Source organism: Rhodococcus sp. 06-470-2, assembly GCF_002258235.1.
Lineage (GTDB): Bacteria > Actinomycetota > Actinomycetes > Mycobacteriales > Mycobacteriaceae > Rhodococcoides.
Genome location: NZ_NOYB01000015.1, coordinates 76,638 through 99,643, shown reverse-complemented (window position 1 = coordinate 99,643; position 23,006 = coordinate 76,638). Strand labels below are relative to the sequence as shown.

Below are 23,006 nucleotides of genomic sequence, written 5' to 3'. Positions count from 1 at the left end.
GGCGAGGGCGTCGAGTTCGACGAACGAGCCCTCGTCGAGCAGGGCGGTGATCCGCTCACGGGCGGTCAGCTTGCCTTTGGCGTGGACCTTGTCCACCGCTGCCTCACCGGACGGAATCTCCGCAACCGCGAGACGTTTACGAAGATCGGCCAATTTACCCGCAGTGGTATGGATATCGGGGGCTTCGGCCGACCCGTGTGCAGTGGAATCCTGGACGCTGGTCATGGGGCACTACTTTAACTGCGAGTGTGATCTGCGCCCCGACCGAGGGTGGTTCGCGGCAGGCCCTGGGCCTGTCGCCGAGCCCATATGCTGGTGCGTATGTGGACAAACCTCGATCGCCCACCACTGGACGTTCGCGCGCTTCGCCGGGCACTGGTGGACGGCCCGCAGGCCTCCTGGTCTCGGGTGGACGTGGTAGCGGAAACCGGTTCGACCAACGCGGACCTGATCGCGGGCGCAGCGAATTACGCGGACCGGACGGCACTGATCGCCGAACATCAGGACAGCGGACGCGGCAGGCACGCGCGACCGTTCTCCGGTGTGCCGCGGTCGCAGATTCTGGTGTCGATGCTGCTGAAGTTCCCCGGAATCGATCCGGCCGTGCTCGGGTGGGTATCGCTCATGACCGGAATCGCACTGGTCGACGCGTTGCGCACCGTCGGTGAAGTCGATGCTCGATTGAAATGGCCCAACGACGTCCTCATCGGTGGCAAGAAGGTCTCGGGCATCCTGGCCGAGGTCGCCGCGCACGGGCCCTCGCCCACCGTCGTCATCGGGCTCGGAGTGAACGTGTCGATGACGAGCGACGAGCTGCCGGTGCCCACGGCGACGTCACTGGCGCTGGAAGGGGCTGCGGTTCTCGACCGCGACACGTTGGTTCGGGCGATCCTGCGGGGAATGGCCGCCGAGGTGGACTCGTGGCGGGACTCGAACTGGAACACCGACGCCCTCGTCCACCGGTACCGGGAGAGGTGCGGCACCATCGGGCAGCGTGTACGAGTCGATCTGCCCGGCGGCGACGAGAAGGTGGGAACGGCAATCGACGTCGACGAGCACGGCCGGATCGTGATCGAGGTCGAGCAGCAAGGGTCCGACGCGCCGTCGGTGCTGGCCGTGGCCGCCGGTGATGTCACTCATCTCCGACCCCTCTCGTGAGACCATATCGACTCGACGGAAGTCGAAGCGAGTAGTCAGGAGTGCACGTGGGTTACCCACAGGACGCGTTGGCCGACGAGGAAGAGCTCCTGCTCCATCATCACCCCCACTGGAAGATGCTCGTCCTGCCGTCGGTGACATTCGTGCTCGTCACCGGCCTGGCAGGGGTCGGTCTCGGAGTCGCGAGTGCGCGGCTCGAATCGACCGCCGCGAACGTCACAATGATCGCCACCGCGGTGCTGTGGGTGGCGATCGTCGTGTGGCGGTGCCTGGTGCCACTGATCAGCTGGAAGTGCACGCATTTCATCGTCACCGACCGGCGAGTGTTGATCAGACAGGGCGTGCTCACTCACTCCGGCATCGACATTCCGATGAGCCGAATCAGCAACGTGCAGTTTCGCCACGGACTCCTCGACCGGATGTTGCGAACCGGGACGCTCATCATCGCCTCGGCATCGGACGATCCGCTCGAATTCGACGACATTCCGCACGTACAACGCGTGCATTCCCTGCTCTACCAGCAGGTATTCGACTCGATGGAGTACCGCCGGGAATCCGTGCACGGCCTGCAGGGAGCGTTCGAGCCGATTCCCGAGGATTCGGCTGTCGAGTCCAAACCAGGTTGGCGAGCCGGGAAACGCAGGTAACACAGGCTGTTCTCACCTTCGAACCGTATGGTGACCGATGTGACCGACGTGCTGCTTGCCGAAGACGACGAAGCCATCGCTGCGCCCCTGTCCCGAGCTCTCGGACGCGAGGGCTACACGGTGACCGTCGAACAGACCGGCCCCGCAACCCTCCAGCGCGCGCTGGATGGAAAGTTCGACCTGTTGATACTCGACCTCGGCCTGCCGGGGATGGACGGCCTCGAAGTGTGTCGGCAGGTGCGTGCCAACCGATCCGAGGTCGCCGTACTCATGCTCACCGCGCGAACCGACGAGGTCGACTTCGTGGTCGGTCTCGACGCCGGGGCCGACGACTACGTCGGCAAGCCCTTCCGGCTCGCCGAGCTCATGGCCCGCGTACGTGCGTTGCTCCGCCGCCGAGGTGCCGGGGAGGATTCCCCGATCGAGGTCGGTGCCATTCGTCTCGAACCCGCTGCTCGACGCGTCCTGGTCGGCGGCACCGAGATATCTCTGGCCAACAAGGAGTACGAGCTGCTCAAGGTCTTGCTCGACCATGCGGGCCAAGTCGTCTCTCGCGAGGTGATCCTGCGTGAGGTCTGGGGCGACGCGGAGCTGCGCGGATCGAAGACCCTCGACATGCACATGTCCTGGCTGCGTCGCAAGATCGGCGACGAAGGACCCGTGGCCGAGCGTCGTATCGCGACGGTGCGCGGCGTCGGCTTCCGTATCAACAGCGACTAGCGGTCGATGCGGCGCCGGATTCTGGTCTCGATTCTCGCTGTCGTCGTCATGACGGCCTTGCTGCTCGGTCTGCCCCTGATGTACACCGCGTGGTTGTGGGTGGAGGATTTCACCCGCAACGACCTGCAGGCACGCCTGGATCGAATGGCGGCCGAGATCATCTCGCAGGAAGGGTCGGCGGGGCTGATCGAGGGCCAGCTCGATATCGGCTCGCTCCGGTTGGCGATCCCACAGGGTGGCCGGCTCGTGGTCATCTACCCGACCCCCGAGGATGCCGCATCGCGAGCGGACATCGGGCAGTCGTCCGTGCCTCGACCGCTCGTCGAATCGCTGTCGATGGGTACCTCGGGTTCGCTTCGCCTCGAAGTTCCGTCCGACGACATGCGTTCCCTTCAGCGCCAGGCGCTCGGAGCGGTGACTCTCGTCGTTCTCGCATCGGCGATGGCAGGCACCGTCGTGGCCGTAGCGACGGCCAAGCGGCTGGCCGACCCGTTGCAGGATGTGGCGCGGCGCGCCGCCCGCCTGGCCGAGGGCGACTTTCGGCCGGACCCACGACGGCACGGCATCGCAGAACTCGATCGGGTCTCGGAGGTTCTCGATTCGGCGACCGTCGAGATCGCCGGGCGGCTGCAACGTGAACACACGTTGGTCGCCGACGTCTCGCATCAGCTTCGCAGCCGCCTGACCGCCGTCCGTCTACGCCTGGACGAGATCTCCACGCACCCGGATCCGGCAGTGGTCGACGAGGCCAACGAGGCGATGGATCAGGTGGACCGACTGACCCTCGCCATCGACGAGCTCGTTCGATCCTCTCGAAGTGACGGCGCTGCCGACGCGCACGAGGTCTCGGTCGTCGAGGAACTGATCGGCACCGTCGTCGAGTGGCAGCGAAACTTCGAGGACGTGGGGCGGACCCTGGTGCTCAAGGGTGATGCGGACCTGAAGGCCTCGGTGACCGGCTCGCGGTTGCGCGAAGCGGTCTCGGTTCTGGTGGACAATTCCTTGGTGCACGGAGAAGGCGCGTGCACAGTGGCGGTTCGGGCCGTCTCGGCGGTCGAGAGCACCGAGGGACGCCGTGAACGACTGGTCTGTGTCGAGGTCTCGGACGAGGGACCGGGGGTGAGCAACGAACTCGCTCCGCACATCTTCGACCGTGGATTCTCGGGAGCCGGTTCCACCGGTGTCGGGCTCGCGCTGGCCCGGGCGCTGATCGAGGCGGACGGCGGCAGGCTGGAACTGCAGCGCCGCCGTCCGGCGCTCTTCTCGGTCTTCCTGCCTGCGTGGCGTGAACCGTCGGCTGCCGTGCCTCGGCGCGAGCCGCGCTGATCGTCTCAGGGAAGGTCGAGTGCGTCCGCTGCGTCGGTCGGGTCCTCGTTGCGTTCGGCGTCCACTTCCAAGATGGTGCGCGCGTTGTCCTCGGGGAAGGCGAAGCGGCGCAGTGCCCAGAACCGGAATGCCATCTGCAGCAGGTTGCCGATGATGTAGTTGAGGACGAAGTCGATGATGACCACCGTGGTCAGCGACTCACTGGTGTCGCGAATGTCGAAGACGTTGTTCGCGATCCACAGGGGACCGGCTGCGATGAGCACGCCGATGCCGCTGATCGCGAAGAAGAGCAGTGCCTCGTGGTGCCGCTCGCGTCCGCCGCGATGCTTGAATGCCCACTCGCGGTTGAGGAAGTAGCTGAGCAGGGTGGCGAGAACACCCGAGATGATCTTGGCGATCACCGGCTTCTGCTCGAGCACCGTCAGGCTCAGCGAGTAGAAGATGACGAGGTCGAACACCATCGTCGTGCCACCGACGATGGCGAACTTGATCAGCTCACTGTGCCGAATCGCGAGGTCCCGAATGGGCTTGGGTAAGCGCTGAAGCACGCTTGCGATCGTCGGCACAACGGTGAAGTCTACGAAACCCACCCTGGATTCGCCGAACCGAGGCTCCGATCATCAGGGTTTCCACAGGTCCTCGCCCAGCAAGTGGCCCGGCGGGCCGGACGCCGGTTCGGACCGAATGCGCGCGACATGACACCATGGTGAGCCGTGACAGGTACCGAACCGCGCCCCACCGCTGCGCGCCCGTCGTCGACCGGAATGCCCGTGGTGACGATGATCGGCGGCGGGCAACTCGCCCGAATGACTCACCAGTCCGCCATCGAACTCGGACAGACTCTTCGCGTCCTCGCCGCGGGTGCCGACGAGCCGGCAGCTCAGGTCAGCCCCGACGTCGTCTTCGGGCACCACGACGACCTCGATGCGCTCCGCACGGCCGCGACCGGTTCCAACGCTCTCACCTTCGACCACGAGCAGGTGCCGACCGAGCACCTCGAGACTCTCGTGGCGGAAGGCGTCAACGTGCAACCGCCACCGAGTGCGTTGATCTTCGCCCAGGACAAACTTCGTATGCGCCGCAAGCTCGCCGAACTCGGCGCGCCCGGTCCCGCCTACGCCGAGGTCTCGTGGGCACAGGACGCGATTGCGTTCGGAGACGAGCACGGGTGGCCGGTGGTACTCAAGGCCGTTCGCGGCGGCTACGACGGGCGCGGCGTCTGGATGCCCGCCGACGCCGAGGAAGCCGAGGCGATCGTCACTGCCCAACTCGACCTGGGTGTACCGCTCATGGTCGAGGAGAAGGTCGCCATGCGCCGCGAGCTGTCGGCGATGGTCGCCCGGTCGCCGTTCGGCCAGGGTGCCGCGTGGCCCGTCGTGGAGACCGTGCAACGCAACGGCCAGTGCGCCGTCGTGCTGGCACCTGCTCCCGACCTCGACGAGGACGTGGCCACGTTCGCAGGCAGGCTCGCGCTCGACATCGCCGGTGCGCTCGGCGTCGTCGGAGACCTCGCTGTCGAACTGTTCGAGACCACCTCGGGCAAGCTCCTGGTCAACGAACTCGCCATGCGACCCCACAACTCCGGTCACTGGACCATGGACGGGTGTCGCACCTCGCAGTTCGAGCAGCACCTCCGTGCGGTACTCGACTACCCGCTCGGCGACACCGATCCACTCGCTCCGGTGACAGTGATGGCCAACATTCTGGGCGCGCCCGAGGCCCCCGAGATGACGATGGACGAGCGGCTGCATCACCTGTTCGCCCGCATGCCCGATGCGAAGGTGCATCTGTACGGCAAGGGCGAGCGCAAGGATCGCAAGATCGGCCACGTGAACATCCTGGGCGCGCAATCGGGTTCGCTTGCCGACCCCGCCTACGTGGCCGCGGTGCGCGAGCGAGCCGAACGCGCAGCGCACTGGATGTCGCACGCCGAATGGACCGACGGATGGGACCCGCACGATGACTGACAACACTCCTGCCGTAGGCCTGATCATGGGCAGCGATTCCGACTGGCCCACCATGGAAGCAGCAGCAGAAGCACTGGCGGAGTTCGGGATTCGCTTCGAGGTGGGCGTCGTGTCGGCGCACCGCACCCCGCAGCGCATGCTCGACTACGCGCGCGAGGCCGCAGGCCGCGGGATCCGGGTGATCATCGCCGGTGCCGGGGGAGCGGCCCACCTGCCCGGCATGGTCGCGTCGGCGACGCCGCTGCCGGTCATCGGCGTTCCGGTGCCCCTGAAGTACCTCGACGGTATGGACTCGCTGCTCTCGATCGTCCAGATGCCCGCCGGTGTTCCCGTGGCCACCGTCTCCATCGGTGGTGCACGCAACGCAGGGCTGCTCGCGGTCCGGATTCTCGGTGCATCCGATCCGGCTCTGCAAGAACGGATGGCTGCGTTCCAGGCCTCGCTCGAGGCCATGGTGCTGGAGAAGGACAAAGCGCTGCGCACCACTCTGCTCGGGTGAGCGCAGCCGTGTCACGCAGCGAGCAGATCGAGCGCGCAGGTCGCGGTAGTCGGCAGTCCATGCTCGTGACACGGCTGGCGTTGCTCTATGCCCGGCTCTGGCGCGGTACGGCGCGCTTCGACGACGAATTCTCCCTGTTCGTGTGCACCGGGCTGCGCGGCGGATTCGGCCGCGGCGGAACGACATTCGGCGGTGCCTATCTGACGAAGGGCAACACCGCCCGTCGGGTTCTGCGGCACGAGGCCGTACACGCAGACCAATGGGCGAACTTCGGGCTCACCTTCCCGTTCCGCTACCTCGCCGAGGAAGCGCGGCATCGGGGCCCGGCGAACAAGTACGAGATCGAGGCCGGACTCGCCGACGGTGGCTACCGTCAGCCCGGCTGAGCGGCGGTGGCGGTGACCTTTTCGGTCTCGGCGCGCCGCTCGGACTTCGTCTCGTCCGGATTGGCCACCTGAACCAGTGACGCGCCGACGACGAGAACCGAGAGCAGACCGTCGATCAGCTCGTCGGCCGTGTTCCAGGACGCGCTGGAGGCGATCCGGTCCGAGGCCGTCCACGACCGTGCGTCGGCTCGCTCACGAGCGGCAGCGAGCACCTCGTCCACCGAACGCCCGTCCAGTGCCGCGCCTGCGCTCGCGGAACCCGCGACCCTGAACTGATCGCCGTGAACCCGCACCGACGTCGCGTAATCGGTCATGCCGATCGGCAGATCGGGAACCGCCTTGCCGAACGCGTCGAGCGAGAACGCCAACACCTCGTCCGCCTCGGGAGACTCGTCGAGCCGATCGCCCGACACCATCGCCACGTCCGCGGAGTCGTCGGCCCCGATGACCACCTCGCCGCCTGCCCACCAGACTCCCAGCAGCGCCGCAGCCGTCTGCCAGTGCGCGGGCAACAGCACACTCACCCTGCCACCCGTCTCGAAGGCGAACTCGTCGCGCAACAAGTTGGCGGTCTTGGCAGCCCAGTTCGCGAGGGTCACCGCCGACACCTCGACCCGCTCACCGGTCGCATCGTCGTAGAACGTCACGCGCGGACCGGCCGGATCGGCGGCGAGAATCGGGTCGAGCAGGGTCTGAGTCAGATTCGAAGCCACCCCAGCACCCTAGATGACGCTCGACGCCACCGATTCACACGCTCGGCGAGCGGCACCGATCAGTTGACGCACATCGGACCGGTGGAACCGGCGTCGATCGGAGCCGCCGGTGCCTCGGGAACCGCCGTATCCGATTCGGGAGCAATGGTTTCCGCAGTCGCGGCCTGCCCCGAGCCCGGCCCCGCGTAGTCGTTCGCGAGGACCACGCGCACGGTGTCCGCAGGCAGCGAGTCGTCGGCGGTGATCTGCAGATCGCCCAGGGCAGCCGACACGGCACGCGCGGCATCGCTGTCCACATCGGCAGCCTGGATACGGCTCGCGGAAATCGACGAGCCCTCGTAGTTTCCGATGGTGCCGTCGACGTATCCCAGTGCAGTCAGCGAGCCGGCGACACCGTTGGCGAGTCCGTCGATCCCGCTGTCGTTCGCGACGTCGACCGTCACCGTCGACGGATCGACAACCGGTGCGTCCGAATCCTCGGCGTTGGCCTCCGCCGAATTGCCGTCGCCGAGCAGTCCTTCGACGTACTTCTTCACCGCGGCCGGATCGACCTGCACGATCGATTCGCCGTAGTCGGTCGTCGCATTGATGTCGACTGCCGGGATCGTCTCGAACTTGACCTTGCCGCCTGCGAGATCCTGCAGGCGGGTGGCGAACTGCAGAATGTCCCAGTCGGAATCGAGCGTCACCGATCGCTGAACCGCGGTGCTGAGTTGGCCCAGTTTCGCGGGGTTGCTCAGTGTCTTGGCGCTGAGCACACTTCGCACCAGCGAGGCCATGAACACCTGCTGGCGCACGATGCGGTCCAGGTCTCCGCGGGGGAGATCGTGCCGCTGTCGGACGAAACTGAGAGCCTGCGAACCGGAAAGATTCTGCTCGCCCGCCGGGAAGTTCGCACCCGACAGTGGTTCCTGCACAGGGTTGTTCAGACACACCTCGACGCCGCCGACGGCATCGGTCAGCAGCACGAAGCCGAGCAGACCCACCTCGGCATAGTGATCGACGGTGATGCCGGTGAGGTTGGCGACGGAGTCGATGAGGGCCTCGCGCCCGGCCTCGGTGGCCTGTGATTCGGCATCGGCGTCGGTGACACCCTGCTCCACCAATTCGAGCCGCTTGTTCTCCTTCGTCGCGCCGTACGCAGCATTGATCTTCGACATCCCGATACCGGGAACCTCGACGTACGAGTCTCGCGGGATGGAGATCGCAGTGGCCGACGAACCGTCGTTCGGGACGCGGATCAGCACGATCGTGTCGGTGTTGGACGCCACCTCTTCGCCTGCGTTCAGAGACGCGAGTTCGGCGGGGGACAGCGCGTTGCCGTGGGCGTCGGTACGACTGTCCGTGCCGACCATGAGAATGTCGACGGCACCGTCGGCGGCTCCGCCGAGACCGAGACCGCCCGCGGTGGCGATGTTCGAGCGCAGGCTGTCGACACTGCGCCAAGCGAAACCGGTCACCAGCAGAACCAGGATCGAGAGCACCGCGACCGCGACGTGCGTCGCGGGCCAGCGGGTACCGCCGACGCGAGGCGACCTGCCGTCGGATTCGGGTTGCTCGACGCCACCGCGAGCGCTGCGTCGTTCCGGCCGGCGCAATCTGTCCGCACGTTCGCTGCGAGTTCTCCGTCTGCCTTCTCCGCGGAGTTCGTCGTCGCCGTATCGGTGAGCAGCGTCCCCGCGATCGGTGGGGCGGCCCGCGGTGCGCGCTCGGGGGCCGTCGGGTCGCCGGGGAGCGCTCCGCCTCGGCGGGGGAGTGCGCTCACCTCCGGGCGTGCCTGGATCTCGTGGCACCGTGACGACCCTCTCTCGTTTCCGGCCGGTCTGAGACACCCGCCTACTTCGTTGTTCCCCCCGCCGTTCGAAGGTTACTTGGCACCGGTCGCTGCCTCGCCGAAGCGAACGCGGCGTGCCACACTTGGCAACCGTGAATGCGATCGTGGTGACCGGTGCACACGGCCAGTTGGGCCGCCGAGTGATGTCTCTGGCCGCCGAACGAGGTGACGGTGTCGAGGTGTTCGGATATTCCTCCGCCGACCTGGACATCACCGACCCCGACGCCGTGGCTGCGGCGGTGACAGCGGGGGCAACGGTGATCAACTGTGCCGCGTACACCGCGGTCGATGCCGCCGAGACCGACGAAGCACGGGCATCGGCGGTCAACGCGGACGGCCCTCGAAATCTCGCGCGCGCCTGCGGGCGTGTCGGGGCTCGGTTGATCCACGTCTCCACCGATTATGTGTTCGACGGCACAGCAACAGAACCGTACGAGGTCGATGCGAAGACCGCACCGCAGTCGGCGTACGGACGCACCAAGCTCGCAGGCGAGCTCGCGGTGCACGAGGAACTGCCCGAGGCCGTGATCGTGCGGACCGCCTGGGTGTACGACAACACCGGCAAGAATTTCGTGACCACGATGCGTCGACTCGAAGGTGAGCGCGAGACGATCTCGGTGGTCGACGACCAGATCGGGTCGCCCACGTTCGCTCTCGATCTGGCGTCGGGCCTGCTCGAGCTCGAAGCCGATCCTGCTGTGCGCGGTCGAACGCTGCACTACACCAATGCGGGGCAGGCCAGCTGGTTCGACCTCGCACGCGCGGTGTTCGCGGGCATCGGTGCCGATCCCGAGCGAGTGCAGCCGTGCTCGAGCGCCGAGTACGTCGTTCCGGCACCTCGGCCCGCGTACTCGGTGCTGTCACCGACTGCATGGGTCGATGCCGGTCTGACCCCGGCGCGGCCGTGGTCGGAGGCGTTGGCGGCCGCCTTGACGCAGTCGACATGAGGGTCGGACGCGAGATCGGGCTAGTCTTGCCCGCGTGAGTTCCGAGCTGGCCGTGGTGACGGTGACCTATTCACCCGGCGAATACCTTGACCAGTTCCTGACGTCTCTGCGTGAGGCGACGACGCGTCCCCTTCGGGTGATCATGGCGGACAACGGCTCGGTCGACGGCACGCCCGAGGCAGCCGAGGCCGCGTTCGAGGAGGCGGAACTGCTGCGAACCGGAGCGAACATCGGTTACGGCGCAGCGGTCAACCGCGCGGTGGCCGAGATCGACCCCGACGTCGAGTTCGTCGTCGTGGCGAACCCCGACGTGCGGTGGCATCCCGGATCCCTCGACGGCCTGCTCGACGCTGCGGCGCGTTGGCCACGGGCGGGTGCCCTCGGACCGCTCATTCGTGAGCCCGACGGCTCGCGTTACCCGTCGGCACGGTCGGTGCCCGATCTCACGTCCGGTGCAGGCCATGCGGTGTTGGGCAAGCTGTGGCCGACGAACCCGTGGACTCGGCGGTATCGCCAGGAGAACGAGACGGTCAGCGAGCGGCCGGTGGGGTGGCTGTCGGGATCGTGCTTGTTGTTGCGGCGTTCGGCATTCGACTCGATCGGTGGATTCGACTCGCGCTACTTCATGTACATGGAGGACGTGGATCTCGGCGACCGGCTCGGAAGAGCGGGCTGGCACAACGTCTACGTTCCCGATGTCGAGGTGACCCACTCGAAAGGTCATGCGGCAGGACGGCATCCGGAAGTGATGTTGCCGGCACATCACACCAGCGCGTACCGCTTCCAGGCCGATCGGCACGACCGGACGTGGCAGGCTCCCTTACGATGGGCCCTGCGCGCAGGTCTCGGTCTGCGCTCGAAGATCGTTGTGGCCGGAGCGCTTCGGGCGCGGGCAGTTGACGGACGAGTATCGGACGAGAGAACAGAGGCTGGACATGTCGGATAGTTCCACATCGGGTGCCGCACGTACCGACGCAGTCATCTTGGTGGGCGGCAAGGGAACTCGGCTCCGGCCGCTGACGCTCTCGGCACCCAAGCCGATGCTCCCCACCGCTGGGTTGCCGTTCCTCACGCACCTGCTGGCGCGCATCAAGGCCGCAGGCATCGAGCACGTGGTTCTCGGTACATCGTTCAAAGCCGAAGTGTTCGAGCAGCATTTCGGGGACGGATCCTCGCTCGGCATCGAACTCGAGTACGTCTTCGAGACCGAGCCGATGGGCACCGGTGGAGGTATCAGGAACGTACTGCCACGTCTGCGCGCCGAGAACGTCATGGTCTTCAACGGCGACGTCCTGGGCGGCACCGATCTGACAGCGGTGCTCGATACGCACCGAACCACCGATGCGGACGTCACGTTGCATCTGGTTCGCGTCGGTGACCCGCGCGCATTCGGTTGCGTACCGACGGACGAATCAGGCCGGGTGACAGCGTTTCTCGAAAAGACTCAGGATCCGCCGACCGATCAGATCAACGCGGGCTGCTACGTCTTCAAGCGCGAGATCATCGAGTCCATTCCGTCCGATCGCCCGGTGTCGGTGGAGCGAGAGGTGTTCCCCGCCTTGCTGGCCGAGGACAAGAAGGTCTACGGGCACGTCGACAGTGCCTACTGGCGCGACATGGGAACACCGGAGGATTTCGTCAAGGGCTCGGCCGATCTGGTTCGCGGCATCGCGCCGTCGCCTGCACTGCATGGTGACCGCGGCGAATCACTTGTTCATCCGGGTGCAGGCGTGGCCCCGGGTGCCCTGCTGATCGGTGGAACCGTCGTCGGACGCGGTGCCGAGATCGGGGCGGGTGCCCGCCTCGACGGGGCCGTCGTGTTCGACGGTGCGATCGTCGAAGCAGGGGCCGTCGTCGAGAGATCCATCCTCGGCTTCGGGGCCCGTATCGGACCCCGCGCACTGGTGCGCGACGCGGTCATCGGAGACGGTGCCGACATCGGTGCTCGCTGCGAGTTGCTGCGTGGCGCGCGCGTGTGGCCCGGGGTCAAGTTGCCCGACGGTGGAGTCCGCTTCTCCACCGACGTCTGAGGCGTGCTCGCCGTCAGCGGCGGCGGGCAGCGAGTGCGACGAGGTGGTCGATCGTCTCTCGCTCGGCGTCGTCGGGCAATGCATCGACCGGCCACCAGCGCAGATCCGTCGATTCCTCGCTGCGGACCGCTCGCGCGCCGTCCGGGGCCCGGACCAGGAATCTGAGGTCGAGGTGCCGCGTCGGTGCGCCGAGCGAGCACGTGATCGGGTGGGTGTGCGCCGAGAGCAGTATCGGATCGATGGTCAGATCGGCGATCCCGGATTCCTCGGTGGCCTCCCGTAGCGCGGCGTCGACCACGGTCTCGTCGGTCGGTTCGCAGTGGCCACCGAGTTGAATCCACCGACCCACCTTGGGATGAAGCGTCAGCAGCACATGGGCTCCCGATGCGTCGAGCACCAGCGAGGACGCGGTGAAGTGTCCGGCCTGGTTGGCGCGCAGGCAGGCGTCGGGATTGCTGTCGAGAAACGCCAGCATGGTGTGCCGGAGCGATTCGTCTCCCGAGTCGGAGGGTGCCCAGCCGTGCAGGGCCGTGCCGACCGAGTTCCACAGTGTCGAACGACGCGGCGTCGCCGCCGACACGCTTCAGACCTCCAGCAGCGAGGAGCCGGGCACCACTGGCTCCCGCACGGTCAGCGGCTCGGCGGAGTGCCCGATCGCGATGGCCCCCATGGCTTTCCAATCCGCTCGCAGGCCGAGTTCGGCGCGCACGGTGTCGGCCGCGAAGATCGTCGAGCCGATCCAACAGCTGCCCAGGTCACGAACCGCGAGAGCGACGAGCAGACCCTGTACGGCCGCGCCGACGGCGACGGTGAACATCGTGTCCTCCGCCGCCCGTCGCCGCTCGTCGGGGTAGGAGTGTGCGCCGTCGGGCACACAGAACGGGATCACGATCTCCGGAGCGTCGAACAGAATGTCGCCGCGGCTCAGTCGTGCTGCTGTTCGCTCCTCGCTCAGGCCGTCTGCGGTCAGGTCGGCTCGCCATTGCTCTCGCATCGCCTCGAGCAGCCGACGGCGCAGCGCGGGTGTCCTGACCCAGACGAAGCGGACCGGACGGGTGTGGTGCGGAGCAGGGGCGGTGAGGGCATCGGACACGGCAGCACGAACGGAGTCGGGATCGACGGGTTCGTCGGTGAACGAGCGCACCGACCGTCGGAGCAGGAGGGCTTCGCGTCGACCACGATCGAGTGCCTCGGCCGTGCCGAGCCAGAACAGATCGTCCTCACCACCGCGCAGGAGGGCTGCGGCGGTGGAACCGTCGTCGACCGGAGTCAGTCCGCGCACCACGGCGATCGGAACCCCGCCCAGCTTGCCTTTCACCAGATCGCCTGCGGCAGCGAGCTCGTCGGCGATCGCGACCTCGGTGACGACGAGCTCGTTCCCTTGGCCGTCCTCGGCTCCGGCGTATGCATGTACGACGCCGAGGCCCGCCGCTCCGATGGCGGCGTCGGTCTGGCCGATCCGCCACGCCCGCCCCATGGTGTCGGTGACGACCACGGCGACCGTCACCCCCAGGAGCGCCCCGAGGGCAGTGCGGAGTGCTGCGGCACTGGCGTCGGGGTTCTCGGGCAGCAGCGCCAGCTCGCCGCCGTCGACGTTGGAGCCGTCGATTCCCGACGCGGCCTGCACGATGCCGAGTCGATTCTCGGTGATGAGGGTGCGGCCCTTGCGGGCGACGATGCGTACGGCTTCCTGTTCCACCAGGACTCTGCGGGCGGCATCTCGCTCGTCTGCATCGCGGGGTGCCTGTACGAGACGGCCCTCGACCTTGGAGAGAATCTTGCTGGTGACGATGAGGATGTCGCCGTCACGCAACCACGGCGCACGGTCCGCGACGGTCGCGGCGAGATCGTCGCCCGGCCGGAACTCGGGGAGCCCGGTCACCGGAAGAATTTCGATGGCCCCGCCGGGGGCGTGATCACTCGGTGCGGTGTGTGTGGGGTGGGAGTCGGTCACAGGTCGAGTCCGGCTGCGCGCAGTGCAGTGCGTGCCATCACTGCAGTGGTCTCGGGGTCGGTCATCAGCAACGGAACCGACTGCACGTCCACTCCGTCGACGACCGCCGTATCGGTGGTGTGCACCAGCCATGCGTCGAGAATGCCGGTACCGCTCCGGCTTCCGTAATGACGGCCCACCGCCTGCGCCGTGGTCTCGACTCCGATGACGGACAGGCACTCGTCGGCCATGCCGCGCAACGGCTTACCGTCGACGACGGGGGACAGGCCGACGACTTTGGCATCCGTCGTGCGAAGCGCACCGCGGATACCCGGCACTGCGAGGATCGCACCGACACTGACCACCGGGTTGGACGGCGCGAGGACGACGGCATCGGCCTCGGTGATCGCCTCGACGACTCCCGGTGCTGGAGTTGCCTGTTCGGCTCCGATGTTGGCGAAGCTGTGGGTCGGGATCTGTGCGCGATACCGAACCCACCACTCCTGGAAGTGAATTGCGCGCTGCTGCTCGCCGCTCGGGTCGTCGGGATCGGTGACGACGACATGGGTCTCGGAGCGATCGTCGGTGACGGGCAGCAGCCGGACTCCCGGTTGCCAACGGTTGCACAGAGCTTCGGTGACGGCGGACAGCGGAAAGCCGGTGCGCAACATACGACTGCGGATCAGGTGCGTGGCGATGTCGCGGTCGCCGAGTCCGAACCAGTCGGGATCGGCACCGTAGGCTGCCAACTCGTCCCGAGCGTTCCAGGTCTCCGCGATCCGACCCCAGCCTCGATCGGTGTCGATTCCGCCGCCGAGGGTGTACATGCAGGTGTCGAGATCCGGGCAGATGCGCAGTCCGTGCATCCACACGTCGTCGCCGACGTTGACCACGGCGGTGATCTCGTGCTCGGGCTCGTCGCCGAACAACGTTTTCAGGCCCTGCAGAAACCGAGCGCCACCGACACCGCCGACCAGAACAGTAACTTTCACAACACGCGAGCCTAATGGGGTTGCGCTGGCACGGGGTGAGCGCCCACCCCGTGCCGCAACGTCCGTGTGGACGGTTTGCGCGTGCCAGAACCGATGCGACACGCACGGGACGGGCTTCGATTCGGGGAGAGCGCCGATTTCGGGCATGTGATGGTATTGGATTTGCGCGATCGGCTTGACCGCGACACACCTGGACGTGTCTAATCACAGGTATGTCATTCAGTGTTCGCAGCACGAGTTCGATTGCGGCGAACCTGGTTTCGAACACTCGTTCCCTTCCTGTTCGTCCCTGACTGGACGTCGAGTAGAGGTCGAGAGTCGGATCCGGCACGTTGGACCAGCTCGATCGAATGACCGCGCGGGGCAAGGTATTCGAGAACACGAGGACCGAAAGTATCTGCGCTACCACAGGTGAGGAGGCGGAAGCGATGTATGACCAGCACGTGACACGTGATCAGCGGGGCGGACCCACTGCACATCTCAGCGCTGTCGACGACGCGCCGCAAACCGAGTCCGGCATCGGCGCAGATTCCAGCGTCTCGATCGATGCGGGTTCTGCGTACGTCGTCCCGACGGACGAGACCGACGACGTCGATGTCATCGACGCCGACGCCGACGCTGAACTCGATTCGGATTCCGACGTCGACTCGATGCCGTTCGTCGCCGAGTCGGTTCCACCGGCCAAGCCGTTCCTCAGTCTCGTCGCGGGTTTCGACGAGATGTTCGAGGAAATCGAGGACCAGTGGCAGGAACGCGCCCTGTGTGCGCAGACCGACCCCGAGGCCTTCTTCCCGGAGAAGGGCGGATCCACCCGCGAGGCGAAGCGCATCTGCCTCGGCTGCGAGGTCAAGGACGAGTGCCTCGAGTACGCGCTCGCCAACGACGAGCGATTCGGCATCTGGGGCGGGCTGTCCGAGCGGGAGCGTCGCAGGCTCAAGCGCGGAATCGGCTGAGCAGTTCGGGTCGGTCTCCCGACGGGTCGATCACTCCCCGGCCGGGTCGACTTCGTCCGGGTCGATGCCGAGATACGTGGCCACCTGCTCGACCAGAACCTCGAACAACAGATCCTCCAAATCCTCCGGATGCTTGGCGCGTCGTTCCAACGGCCGCCGAAACAGCACCACTCTGGCGCGTGTCGTCTCCCCGCGCTTGTCGATGCCGGCGGGTACCAGGCGTGAGAGCGGTACCGGACCCTCCGCCACCACCTCGGGTGGCCACGTCACCGATTCCGGATCCAACGCCCTGATCTTGGGTACCTCGTCCACGGCGATGTCGAGCTTCGAGAGCTTCTCGTGCCACCGATGATCGATCCGTGCGAACGCCTCGAGCACCAGCCGGTCGAACTTCTCCGCCCGTGAGCGCCGCGCCGGGATGTCCTCGGGTAGAACCGGTCCGCGGATGCCGCGTCCGTGTCGGGCCACGGACCGAGAAGTGATCCGGCGCGCGGATGAGAAACGAGGCATACGGGGAGGTTATCGCGCTCGTCCGGTGTGTCGGTCGTTCGGTCGGTTGCACCCACCGGATACTCTGCACTCGTGAGATCACTGCGTGGCTGCTGCAGGCCTGGTTGCAACCGTTCTGCCGTTGCGACGCTCACATACGTCTACTCCGATTCCACCGCGGTCGTCGGACCGCTGGCCACAGTCGACGAACCGCATTCCTGGGATCTGTGCGAGGTGCACGCGTCGACCACCACCGCTCCCAAGGGCTGGGAACTGGTGCGCTACGAAGGCGGCTACTCGACGTCGAGTCCCGACGAGGACGATCTGACGGCCCTCGCCGAAGCCGTACGCGAAGCGGGTCGCGGCGATCGCGTCCGATCCGAGGATCGCGAGAGCTCCGATCGCTCGATCTCTCGGCCGTCCGAGACCGAACGCCGATCCGCTCCGGCCGTCCGAACGGGCAGGCGCGGTCACCTTCGAGTTCTTCCCGACCCCACGTCCTGAGCCGTCCGAGGACACCGAGTGTGGCGTCCGTCGGTCCGACTGGCCGGTCCGTCTGCCGTCTGGCAAGGTTCGGGGAGCAGGACAGAAACGGACCGCAAGGTTCAGCCGATACTTGGTGTGGATCGCACTGCTACCGACGCTCGATTTCCGACGCCGATGTGCGGCGTCGTCGACAACGATCACCAGGAGAATCTTCGTGGCCCGAACCGCAGAATCCGTGAACGCCGTCATCAAGGCCTACGACGTCCGAGGCGTCGTGGGTGAGCAGATCGACGAGGCGTTCGTGCGCGACGTCGGTGCGTCGTTCGCTCGATTGGTTCGTGACGAGGCGGGGGCCGCGCGTTCGGTGGTCATCGGGCACGACATGCGTGATTCGTCGCCCGCACTCTCTCGTGCGTTCGCCGACGGCGTCACCGCTCAGGGGCTCGACGTCGTGCACATCGGCCTGGCGTCGACCGATCAGCTCTACTTCGCCTCGGGCCTGCTCGAATGCCCGGGAGCGATGTTCACCGCCAGCCACAACCCGGCGAAGTACAACGGGATCAAGCTCTGCCGCGCCGGTGCGAAGCCCGTGGGCCAGGACACCGGTCTGGCCACGGTGAAGGCCGAATTGGTGGACGGGGTACCGGAGTTCGACGGCCCCGCCGGGACCGTGACGTCTCGTGACGTGCTGACCGAGTACGCGCAGTTCCTGCGCGAACTGGTCGATCTGTCGGGGATTCGCGCCATGAAGATCGCGGTGGATGCAGGCAACGGCATGGGCGGGCACACCGTGCCCGCCGTGTTCGCGCCGCTGCCGGTGACGATCGAACCGTTGTTCTTCGAACTCGACGGCAGCTTTCCCAATCATGAGGCCAATCCACTCGACCCGGCGAACCTGGTGGACCTGCAGCGATTCGTCGTCGAGACCGGCTCCGAGATCGGCCTTGCCTTCGACGGCGACGCCGATCGGTGCTTCGTCGTCGACGAGAAGGGCGACCCGGTGTCACCGTCGGCGGTGACCTGCCTGGTGGCCGAGCGCGAGCTGGCCAAGGAGCCGGGCGCGGTCGTCATCCACAATCTGATCACCTCCCGTGCGGTACCTGAGCTGGTCGAGAAGCTCGGTGGCACGCCGGTCCGCACCCGCGTCGGCCACTCTTTCATCAAGCAGCAGATGGCCGACACCGGAGCCGTTTTCGGTGGCGAGCACTCGGCGCACTACTACTTCCGTGATTTCTGGGGAGCGGACTCGGGCATGCTCGCTGCGCTGCACGTTCTCGCGGCTTTCGGTGCACAGGATCGCCCCTTGTCGGAGATGATGGCCACCTACGAGACCTACAGCGCGTCGGGAGAGATCAACTCGACGGTCGGTGACGCAGCCGAACGGACCGAGGCCGTGCTCGCGGCGTTCGCCGATCGGACCGCCGGAATCGACCGCCTCGACGGCGTGACGGTCGAGTTGGCCGACGGCGGCTGGTTCAACCTGCGGGCATCCAACACCGAACCCCTGCTTCGACTCAATGTGGAAGCGCGGACCCGCGAAGAAGTCGACGCACTTTCGACGGAGATCTTGAGCATCGTTCGCGCCGGACTGGAATAGTGGTTACCGAGGGCCCGTGAGTGGGTATGCAGACGTTTCGAGCGGGTGAGGTAAGGGGAGGTGTCGCAGCCATGACGGCAGTGTCGTCTCTGGTCGATCTCGACGATTCGGATGCTCTCATCGCAGCCGATCGCGAGGGCTCCTTGCGCAGCGCAGCGCTGGCGGGCGCTCAGGTTCGTGCCGTCGCGACCGCGGTCGACGAGTCGGTCCTCGCCCGGCTGGCCGATCTGCGTCCCCGGAGCGTGGTGATCGTGACCGGCGACGGGCGGAGCAGTCGGGCAGCGTCACTGCTGGTCGCTGCGCTCGGTGACCGCCTCGGCGTCCCCCTCGTGCGAAGCACCGGTACCCCGCCGTGGATCGGCCCACTCGACGTGGTGGTGGTGGCAGGCGACGACGCAGGGGATCCGCGGCTGGCAGAGTCGGTCGACGCGGCATCCCGGCGTGGCGCAGAGGTCGTGGTGGTTGCCCCCGAGGAGGGGCCGCTGCGTGCCGTCCGGGGAGCCAGGGTCATGTGGTTGCCGCCGCGAATCGCGGTTCGTGACCACAACGCACTGATGCGTTACCTCGCGGCGTTCGTCGCGGTACTCGGTGCGGTTGCCGGCGGATCGTGGAAGACGTTGCTGCCCAATTTGTCTCGTCTTGCGGACCTGCTCGACGCGGAGGCGGTCAGGAACAGCCCGTCCAACGAGATGTTCCACAATCCGGCCAAGGCCCTCGCCAGTGGGTTGAACGGTCGACGCGTCGTGCTGACCGGGGGCAGTCCTGCCGCGGTCGAGGTCGCTCGGCACGGCAGCGAGGTGCTGCTGCGCGTGGCGGGTGTCGTCGTCGGTGCGGGGGAATTGGGTGACGTCATTGCCGCATCCATTCGGGCGTCCGTCGTCGAATCATCCGGCACATCACAGACATTCGACTCGTTCTTTCACGACGAGCAGCTCGACGGACCACCGCCTGCGCTGCCGATGCGCGTCGTCGTGGTGGCCTCGGACGTCGATCGTGCGATGACCGAACGACGAATCGCAGGTGTACCGGAGTCGGAAATGTTGCTCGCCGATTCCAGCGAGGCGCTGTTCGGTGGCGAGCACGCACGTTCCGAATTCGACGGCCCCCCACCGGTGCGGGATCCGGATAGACTCTCGGTGCTCGACACGATGTCCGTGTTGGCCACGCGGTTGGACACCACTGCCGCGTATCTGCTGTTGATGGGCGGTAGCTAGTGCAGCTCTTGCGAGGCGCGGTTCGGTCCTACGCATGGGGTTCGCGAACCGCTCTGGCTCGAATTCAGGGACGCCCGGTGCCGTCCGATCATCCCGAGGCAGAAATCTGGCTCGGCGCTCATCCGGCCGACTCCGCGCATGTGGTGCACGAGGGCGGCAGCACCCCGCTGCTCACGCTGATCGACGACGATCCGGGTACTCATCTCGGTGGCTCCGCGCAGCAGTACGAGTCACGCCTGCCGTACCTGCTGAAACTGCTTGCCGCGGAAGAGCCCTTGTCTCTGCAGGCGCATCCCAGCAGTGCTCAGGCACGTGAAGGCTTTGCACGCGAGAACGCCGCGGGTGTCCCGATCGACTCTCCGGTACGCAACTACCGGGATCCGAACCACAAGCCCGAACTGATCGTCGCGCTCACGGAATTCGAGGCGTTGGCAGGCTTCCGGCGTCCGACCGAGACCGTCGAACTGCTCGACGCGTTGGCCGTCCCCGCCCTGAGCGGGTACCGAACTCTGCTGGCCGCCCAGCCCGATGCCTCGGGGCTGCGCACCGTGTTCACCTCGTGGATCACGCTGCCCGGGCAGGCACTCGACGACATGTTGCCTGCCGTCGCCCAAGGATGCATCGACTATCTCTCCGGTCCCGCACGCACGGACGGTGGACGATTCGCCGCCGAGGCCAGAACTCTGCTCGAGCTCGGGGAGTCGTATCCCGGTGACGCCGGAGTGCTCGCGGCGCTGCTGCTCAATCGGGTGAACCTGACTCCCGGCCAGGGTCTGTACCTCGACGCCGGAAATCTGCACGCGTACCTGCGCGGCACCGGGGTCGAGATCATGGCGAACTCCGACAACGTGCTCCGCGGCGGACTGACCCCCAAACACGTCGACGTCCCGGAACTGTTGCGGGTGCTCGATTTCGAGCCTGCCGACATCTCGCCCATCACTCCGGGTGTCGACGATCGACCGACCTATCTGTATCCGACGCCTGCACCGGAATTCGCGCTGAGTCGGACTGCGGTTGCGGCGGGGGAGACGGTCGCCGTTCCCGGCTCCGGCCCGAGAATTCTGTTGTGCACGAGTGGCACCGTCGTCGCCGCTACCGCAGACCGACAGTTCGAGCTGACCGTGCCCCAGGGCAGCTCGGCATGGATACCCGCTGCAGACGAATCCGTCACCGTGACCGCCGATTCGGGCGAGGCCGAGGTGTTCGTGGCCTCCGTTGGCCGCCTGTAGATCGCGCGTTCACGGAGCGTCTGCCGATTCGAACCGTGAGATCGGTCCGATGGCGTGCCCGTAGGCAATAGTCTGATGCCACAGTGAATCGTAGTGACGGATGAGTTCGGTGATCCGTCGGTAGATGTGAAGTGGCGATACGGAGACCCGATGACCAGAGCAGACCGGCCCGCGAAGACCCCACGTACGACGGGTTGGTTCCGGACCAAATCGATCGAGCAGTCGATCGAGGACACCGACGAGCCGGACACGAAACTTCGGAAAGAACTCGGATCCTGGGATCTGACCGTGTTCGGCGTCGCCGTCGCCGTCGGTGCCGGCATCTTCACCCTGACCGCGCGGACCGCAGGAAACGTTGCGGGACCGGCTGTGTCGTTGGCCTTCGTGCTCGCGGCGATCGCCTGTGGCCTCGCGGCGCTGTGCTACGCGGAGTTCGCGTCGACGGTGCCCGTGGCGGGAAGTGCGTACACGTTCTCGTACGCGGCGTTCGGCGAGTTCATCGCATGGATCATCGGATGGGATCTGATCCTCGAGTTCGGCCTCGCAGCCGCCGTGGTGGCGAAGGCATGGTCGCTCTATCTGGGCGATCTGCTCGGTACGTCCGCTCCGGTGCTCGAGATCGGTTCTCTGAATTTCGACTGGGGCGCACTGCTGATCGTGGTGGTCCTGACGGTGCTGATCGCGTCGGGTACCAAGTTGTCCTCACGGGTGTCGCTGGTGATCACCGCGGTGAAGGTCATCGTCGTTCTCTTCGTCGTGGTCGTCGGCGCGTTCTACATCAAGGTCGCCAACTACGATCCCTACATTCCGCCGTCGGAGCCTGCGTCGACCGGTGAGGGGCTACACCAGTCGCTGTTCTCGTTCGTCACCGGTGCCGGCGGCAGCACCTTCGGTTGGTACGGACTGTTGGCTGCGGCGTCACTGGTGTTCTTCGCGTTCATCGGTTTCGACGTGGTCGCCACGACCGCGGAGGAGACCAGGGAACCCCAGAAGGCACTGCCGCGCGGGATTCTCGGATCGCTCGCGATCGTGACCGTGCTCTACGTGGCCGTCACGTTGGTGCTGACCGGAATGGTCAAGTACACCGATCTGGCCGGCGACAGCTCCACGCTGGCGACGGCGTTCGAGCTGAACGGGTTGACCTGGGCCAAGAACATCATCTCGTTCGGTGCCCTCGCCGGTCTGACGACCGTGGTGATGGTGTTGATGTTGGGGCAGACCCGAGTGCTCTTCGCGATGTCGCGCGACGGACTGGTGCCGCGGGGACTGGCACACACCGGAAGCAAGGGCACGCCGGTTCGGACGACGATTCTGGTGGGTGTCATCGTCGGTCTCCTCGCTGCCTTCGTTCCGCTGGGAACGCTGGAGGAGATGGTGAACATCGGCACGCTGTTCGCGTTCGTGCTGGTGTCCGCGGGTGTGCTGGTTCTGCGCCGGACTCGACCCGACCTCGAGCGTGGCTTCCGGGTGCCGTGGGTTCCCTTGGTGCCGATTCTCGCCGTCCTGGCCTGCTTGTGGCTGATGCTCAACCTGTCGGTGGAGACGTGGTTGCGGTTCCTGGTCTGGATGGCCGCAGGCGTCGTGATCTACGTCCTGTACGGCAGGCGTCACTCGGTGATGGGGCTGCGAGAAGCAGGCAAGTCCAGGACCGAGAAGCCCGAGCGCTGACCCGTGCAGTGACAGCGCTGGGCGTTCATGACCGCTGACCAGCGATTGTGCGGCGAATTTAGATAGCGTCACATCAGACCGCGGGAATGTTATACCCTCGAAAACAGACTTGGAGGACTCAAAAAGTTCGATGAGAGGGTGTTGCAACAGTGAGTGTGGACGGCCGAATCACTTCTACGGAGGATTCGGGTGTCGCTTTCGGGGGGCGGGATTCGAAG

The 23,006-nt window shown here is 66.4% G+C and carries 24 protein-coding genes; 16 read left to right on the top strand and 8 right to left on the bottom strand.

All coding sequences use genetic code 11. From position 1 onward, the window contains the following. A partial coding sequence (locus CH276_RS08955; protein ID WP_303396054.1) for a carboxyl transferase domain-containing protein occupies positions 1-225 on the bottom strand: 225 nt, incomplete at its 3' end. Positions 226-321: 96 nt separating this feature from the next. On the opposite strand from CH276_RS08955, the gene CH276_RS08950 reads away from it, so the two are divergent. Genes CH276_RS08950 through CH276_RS08935 form a run of 4 tightly spaced genes read left to right on the top strand, consistent with a single transcriptional unit; the run spans position 322 to position 3,851 of the window. Then, entirely contained in the window at positions 322-1,158 is an 837-nt protein-coding gene (locus CH276_RS08950) for a biotin--[acetyl-CoA-carboxylase] ligase (protein ID WP_045200001.1), read from the top strand. Positions 1,159-1,205: 47 nt separating this feature from the next. Continuing rightward, entirely contained in the window at positions 1,206-1,805 is a 600-nt protein-coding gene (locus CH276_RS08945; protein ID WP_094632555.1) for a PH domain-containing protein, read from the top strand. Positions 1,806-1,844: 39 nt separating this feature from the next. After that, a complete protein-coding gene (locus CH276_RS08940) occupies positions 1,845-2,525 on the top strand; it encodes a response regulator transcription factor (RefSeq protein WP_037190266.1) in 681 nt (226 codons plus the stop codon). A 6-nt stretch (positions 2,526-2,531) separates the two neighbouring features. Continuing rightward, positions 2,532-3,851, top strand: coding sequence for a sensor histidine kinase (locus tag CH276_RS08935; protein WP_032397649.1), 1,320 nt, complete (start codon positions 2,532-2,534; stop codon positions 3,849-3,851). Between the two features lie 5 nt (positions 3,852-3,856). Here CH276_RS08935 and CH276_RS08930 read toward each other — a convergent pair whose 3' ends face one another. Beyond that, positions 3,857-4,417: a GtrA family protein gene (locus tag CH276_RS08930; protein ID WP_045199996.1), complete on the bottom strand. Its 561-nt coding sequence runs from the start codon at positions 4,415-4,417 to the stop codon at positions 3,857-3,859. A 147-nt stretch (positions 4,418-4,564) separates the two neighbouring features. Between CH276_RS08930 and CH276_RS08925 the strand changes: the two genes are divergently transcribed. From CH276_RS08925 to CH276_RS08915, 3 genes are read left to right on the top strand one after another with little or no spacing between them, the layout of a single operon-like run. Continuing rightward, on the top strand, positions 4,565-5,818 hold the full coding sequence (locus CH276_RS08925; RefSeq protein WP_094632529.1) for a 5-(carboxyamino)imidazole ribonucleotide synthase: 1,254 nt from the start codon (positions 4,565-4,567) through the stop codon (positions 5,816-5,818). Then, positions 5,811-6,317, top strand: a complete 507-nt coding sequence (gene purE, locus CH276_RS08920) for a 5-(carboxyamino)imidazole ribonucleotide mutase (RefSeq protein ID WP_094632527.1) — start codon at positions 5,811-5,813, stop codon at positions 6,315-6,317. Before CH276_RS08925 ends, purE begins: the two co-directional genes overlap by 8 nt. Beyond that, positions 6,314-6,703, top strand: a complete 390-nt coding sequence (locus tag CH276_RS08915; RefSeq protein ID WP_441344249.1) for a hypothetical protein — start codon at positions 6,314-6,316, stop codon at positions 6,701-6,703. Before purE ends, CH276_RS08915 begins: the two co-directional genes overlap by 4 nt. On the opposite strand, the gene CH276_RS08910 is transcribed toward CH276_RS08915, so the two are convergent. After that, positions 6,691-7,416 (bottom strand): TIGR03089 family protein, encoded by a 726-nt coding sequence (locus tag CH276_RS08910; protein ID WP_094632523.1) that lies wholly within the window; start codon positions 7,414-7,416, stop codon positions 6,691-6,693. The genes CH276_RS08915 and CH276_RS08910 overlap by 13 nt on opposite strands. Positions 7,417-7,475: 59 nt before the next feature. Then, positions 7,476-8,900, bottom strand: coding sequence for an LCP family protein (locus tag CH276_RS08905; RefSeq protein ID WP_094632553.1), 1,425 nt, complete (start codon positions 8,898-8,900; stop codon positions 7,476-7,478). A 442-nt stretch (positions 8,901-9,342) separates the two neighbouring features. Between CH276_RS08905 and rfbD the strand changes: the two genes are divergently transcribed. From rfbD to CH276_RS08890, 3 genes are read left to right on the top strand one after another with little or no spacing between them, the layout of a single operon-like run. Further along, positions 9,343-10,197 carry a dTDP-4-dehydrorhamnose reductase gene (gene rfbD, locus CH276_RS08900; protein WP_094632521.1) on the top strand — a complete coding sequence of 285 codons (855 nt, stop codon included), beginning with the start codon at positions 9,343-9,345 and terminating at the stop codon, positions 10,195-10,197. 34 nt (positions 10,198-10,231) lie between these two features. After that, entirely contained in the window at positions 10,232-11,143 is a 912-nt protein-coding gene (locus CH276_RS08895) for a glycosyltransferase family 2 protein (RefSeq protein WP_032397654.1), read from the top strand. Then, positions 11,133-12,227 carry a sugar phosphate nucleotidyltransferase gene (locus tag CH276_RS08890; protein ID WP_032397655.1) on the top strand — a complete coding sequence of 365 codons (1,095 nt, stop codon included), beginning with the start codon at positions 11,133-11,135 and terminating at the stop codon, positions 12,225-12,227. Before CH276_RS08895 ends, CH276_RS08890 begins: the two co-directional genes overlap by 11 nt. A 13-nt stretch (positions 12,228-12,240) precedes the next feature. Here CH276_RS08890 and CH276_RS08885 read toward each other — a convergent pair whose 3' ends face one another. From CH276_RS08885 to cofD, 3 genes are all read right to left on the bottom strand, one after another. Next, positions 12,241-12,702, bottom strand: a complete 462-nt coding sequence (locus tag CH276_RS08885; RefSeq protein ID WP_094632551.1) for an NUDIX hydrolase — start codon at positions 12,700-12,702, stop codon at positions 12,241-12,243. 108 nt (positions 12,703-12,810) lie between these two features. Then, positions 12,811-14,181, bottom strand: a complete 1,371-nt coding sequence (locus tag CH276_RS08880; protein ID WP_094632519.1) for a coenzyme F420-0:L-glutamate ligase — start codon at positions 14,179-14,181, stop codon at positions 12,811-12,813. Further along, positions 14,178-15,152 carry a 2-phospho-L-lactate transferase gene (gene cofD, locus CH276_RS08875; RefSeq protein ID WP_032397657.1) on the bottom strand — a complete coding sequence of 325 codons (975 nt, stop codon included), beginning with the start codon at positions 15,150-15,152 and terminating at the stop codon, positions 14,178-14,180. Before cofD ends, CH276_RS08880 begins: the two co-directional genes overlap by 4 nt. Positions 15,153-15,871: 719 nt before the next feature. On the opposite strand from cofD, the gene CH276_RS08870 reads away from it, so the two are divergent. Next, on the top strand, positions 15,872-16,105 hold the full coding sequence (locus CH276_RS08870; protein ID WP_027496498.1) for a WhiB family transcriptional regulator: 234 nt from the start codon (positions 15,872-15,874) through the stop codon (positions 16,103-16,105). 30 nt (positions 16,106-16,135) lie between these two features. Here CH276_RS08870 and CH276_RS08865 read toward each other — a convergent pair whose 3' ends face one another. Beyond that, positions 16,136-16,615, bottom strand: coding sequence for a metallopeptidase family protein (locus CH276_RS08865; protein WP_032397658.1), 480 nt, complete (start codon positions 16,613-16,615; stop codon positions 16,136-16,138). 72 nt (positions 16,616-16,687) lie between these two features. On the opposite strand from CH276_RS08865, the gene CH276_RS08860 reads away from it, so the two are divergent. The 5 genes from CH276_RS08860 to CH276_RS08840 all read left to right on the top strand — a co-directional run bounded on the left by CH276_RS08860 (position 16,688) and on the right by CH276_RS08840 (position 22,788). Continuing rightward, a complete protein-coding gene (locus tag CH276_RS08860; RefSeq protein WP_176459173.1) occupies positions 16,688-17,098 on the top strand; it encodes a DUF3499 domain-containing protein in 411 nt (136 codons plus the stop codon). Positions 17,099-17,294: 196 nt separating this feature from the next. Further along, positions 17,295-18,677 (top strand): phosphomannomutase/phosphoglucomutase, encoded by a 1,383-nt coding sequence (locus CH276_RS08855; protein WP_094632549.1) that lies wholly within the window; start codon positions 17,295-17,297, stop codon positions 18,675-18,677. Between the two features lie 71 nt (positions 18,678-18,748). Further along, positions 18,749-19,891 (top strand): hypothetical protein, encoded by a 1,143-nt coding sequence (locus CH276_RS08850; protein WP_032397659.1) that lies wholly within the window; start codon positions 18,749-18,751, stop codon positions 19,889-19,891. Continuing rightward, positions 19,891-21,120 carry a mannose-6-phosphate isomerase, class I gene (manA, locus tag CH276_RS08845; RefSeq protein ID WP_082322644.1) on the top strand — a complete coding sequence of 410 codons (1,230 nt, stop codon included), beginning with the start codon at positions 19,891-19,893 and terminating at the stop codon, positions 21,118-21,120. The genes CH276_RS08850 and manA overlap by 1 nt, the downstream gene beginning before the upstream one ends. A 150-nt stretch (positions 21,121-21,270) precedes the next feature. Beyond that, entirely contained in the window at positions 21,271-22,788 is a 1,518-nt protein-coding gene (locus CH276_RS08840) for an amino acid permease (protein WP_032398289.1), read from the top strand. Positions 22,789-23,006: the final 218 nt, after the last annotated feature.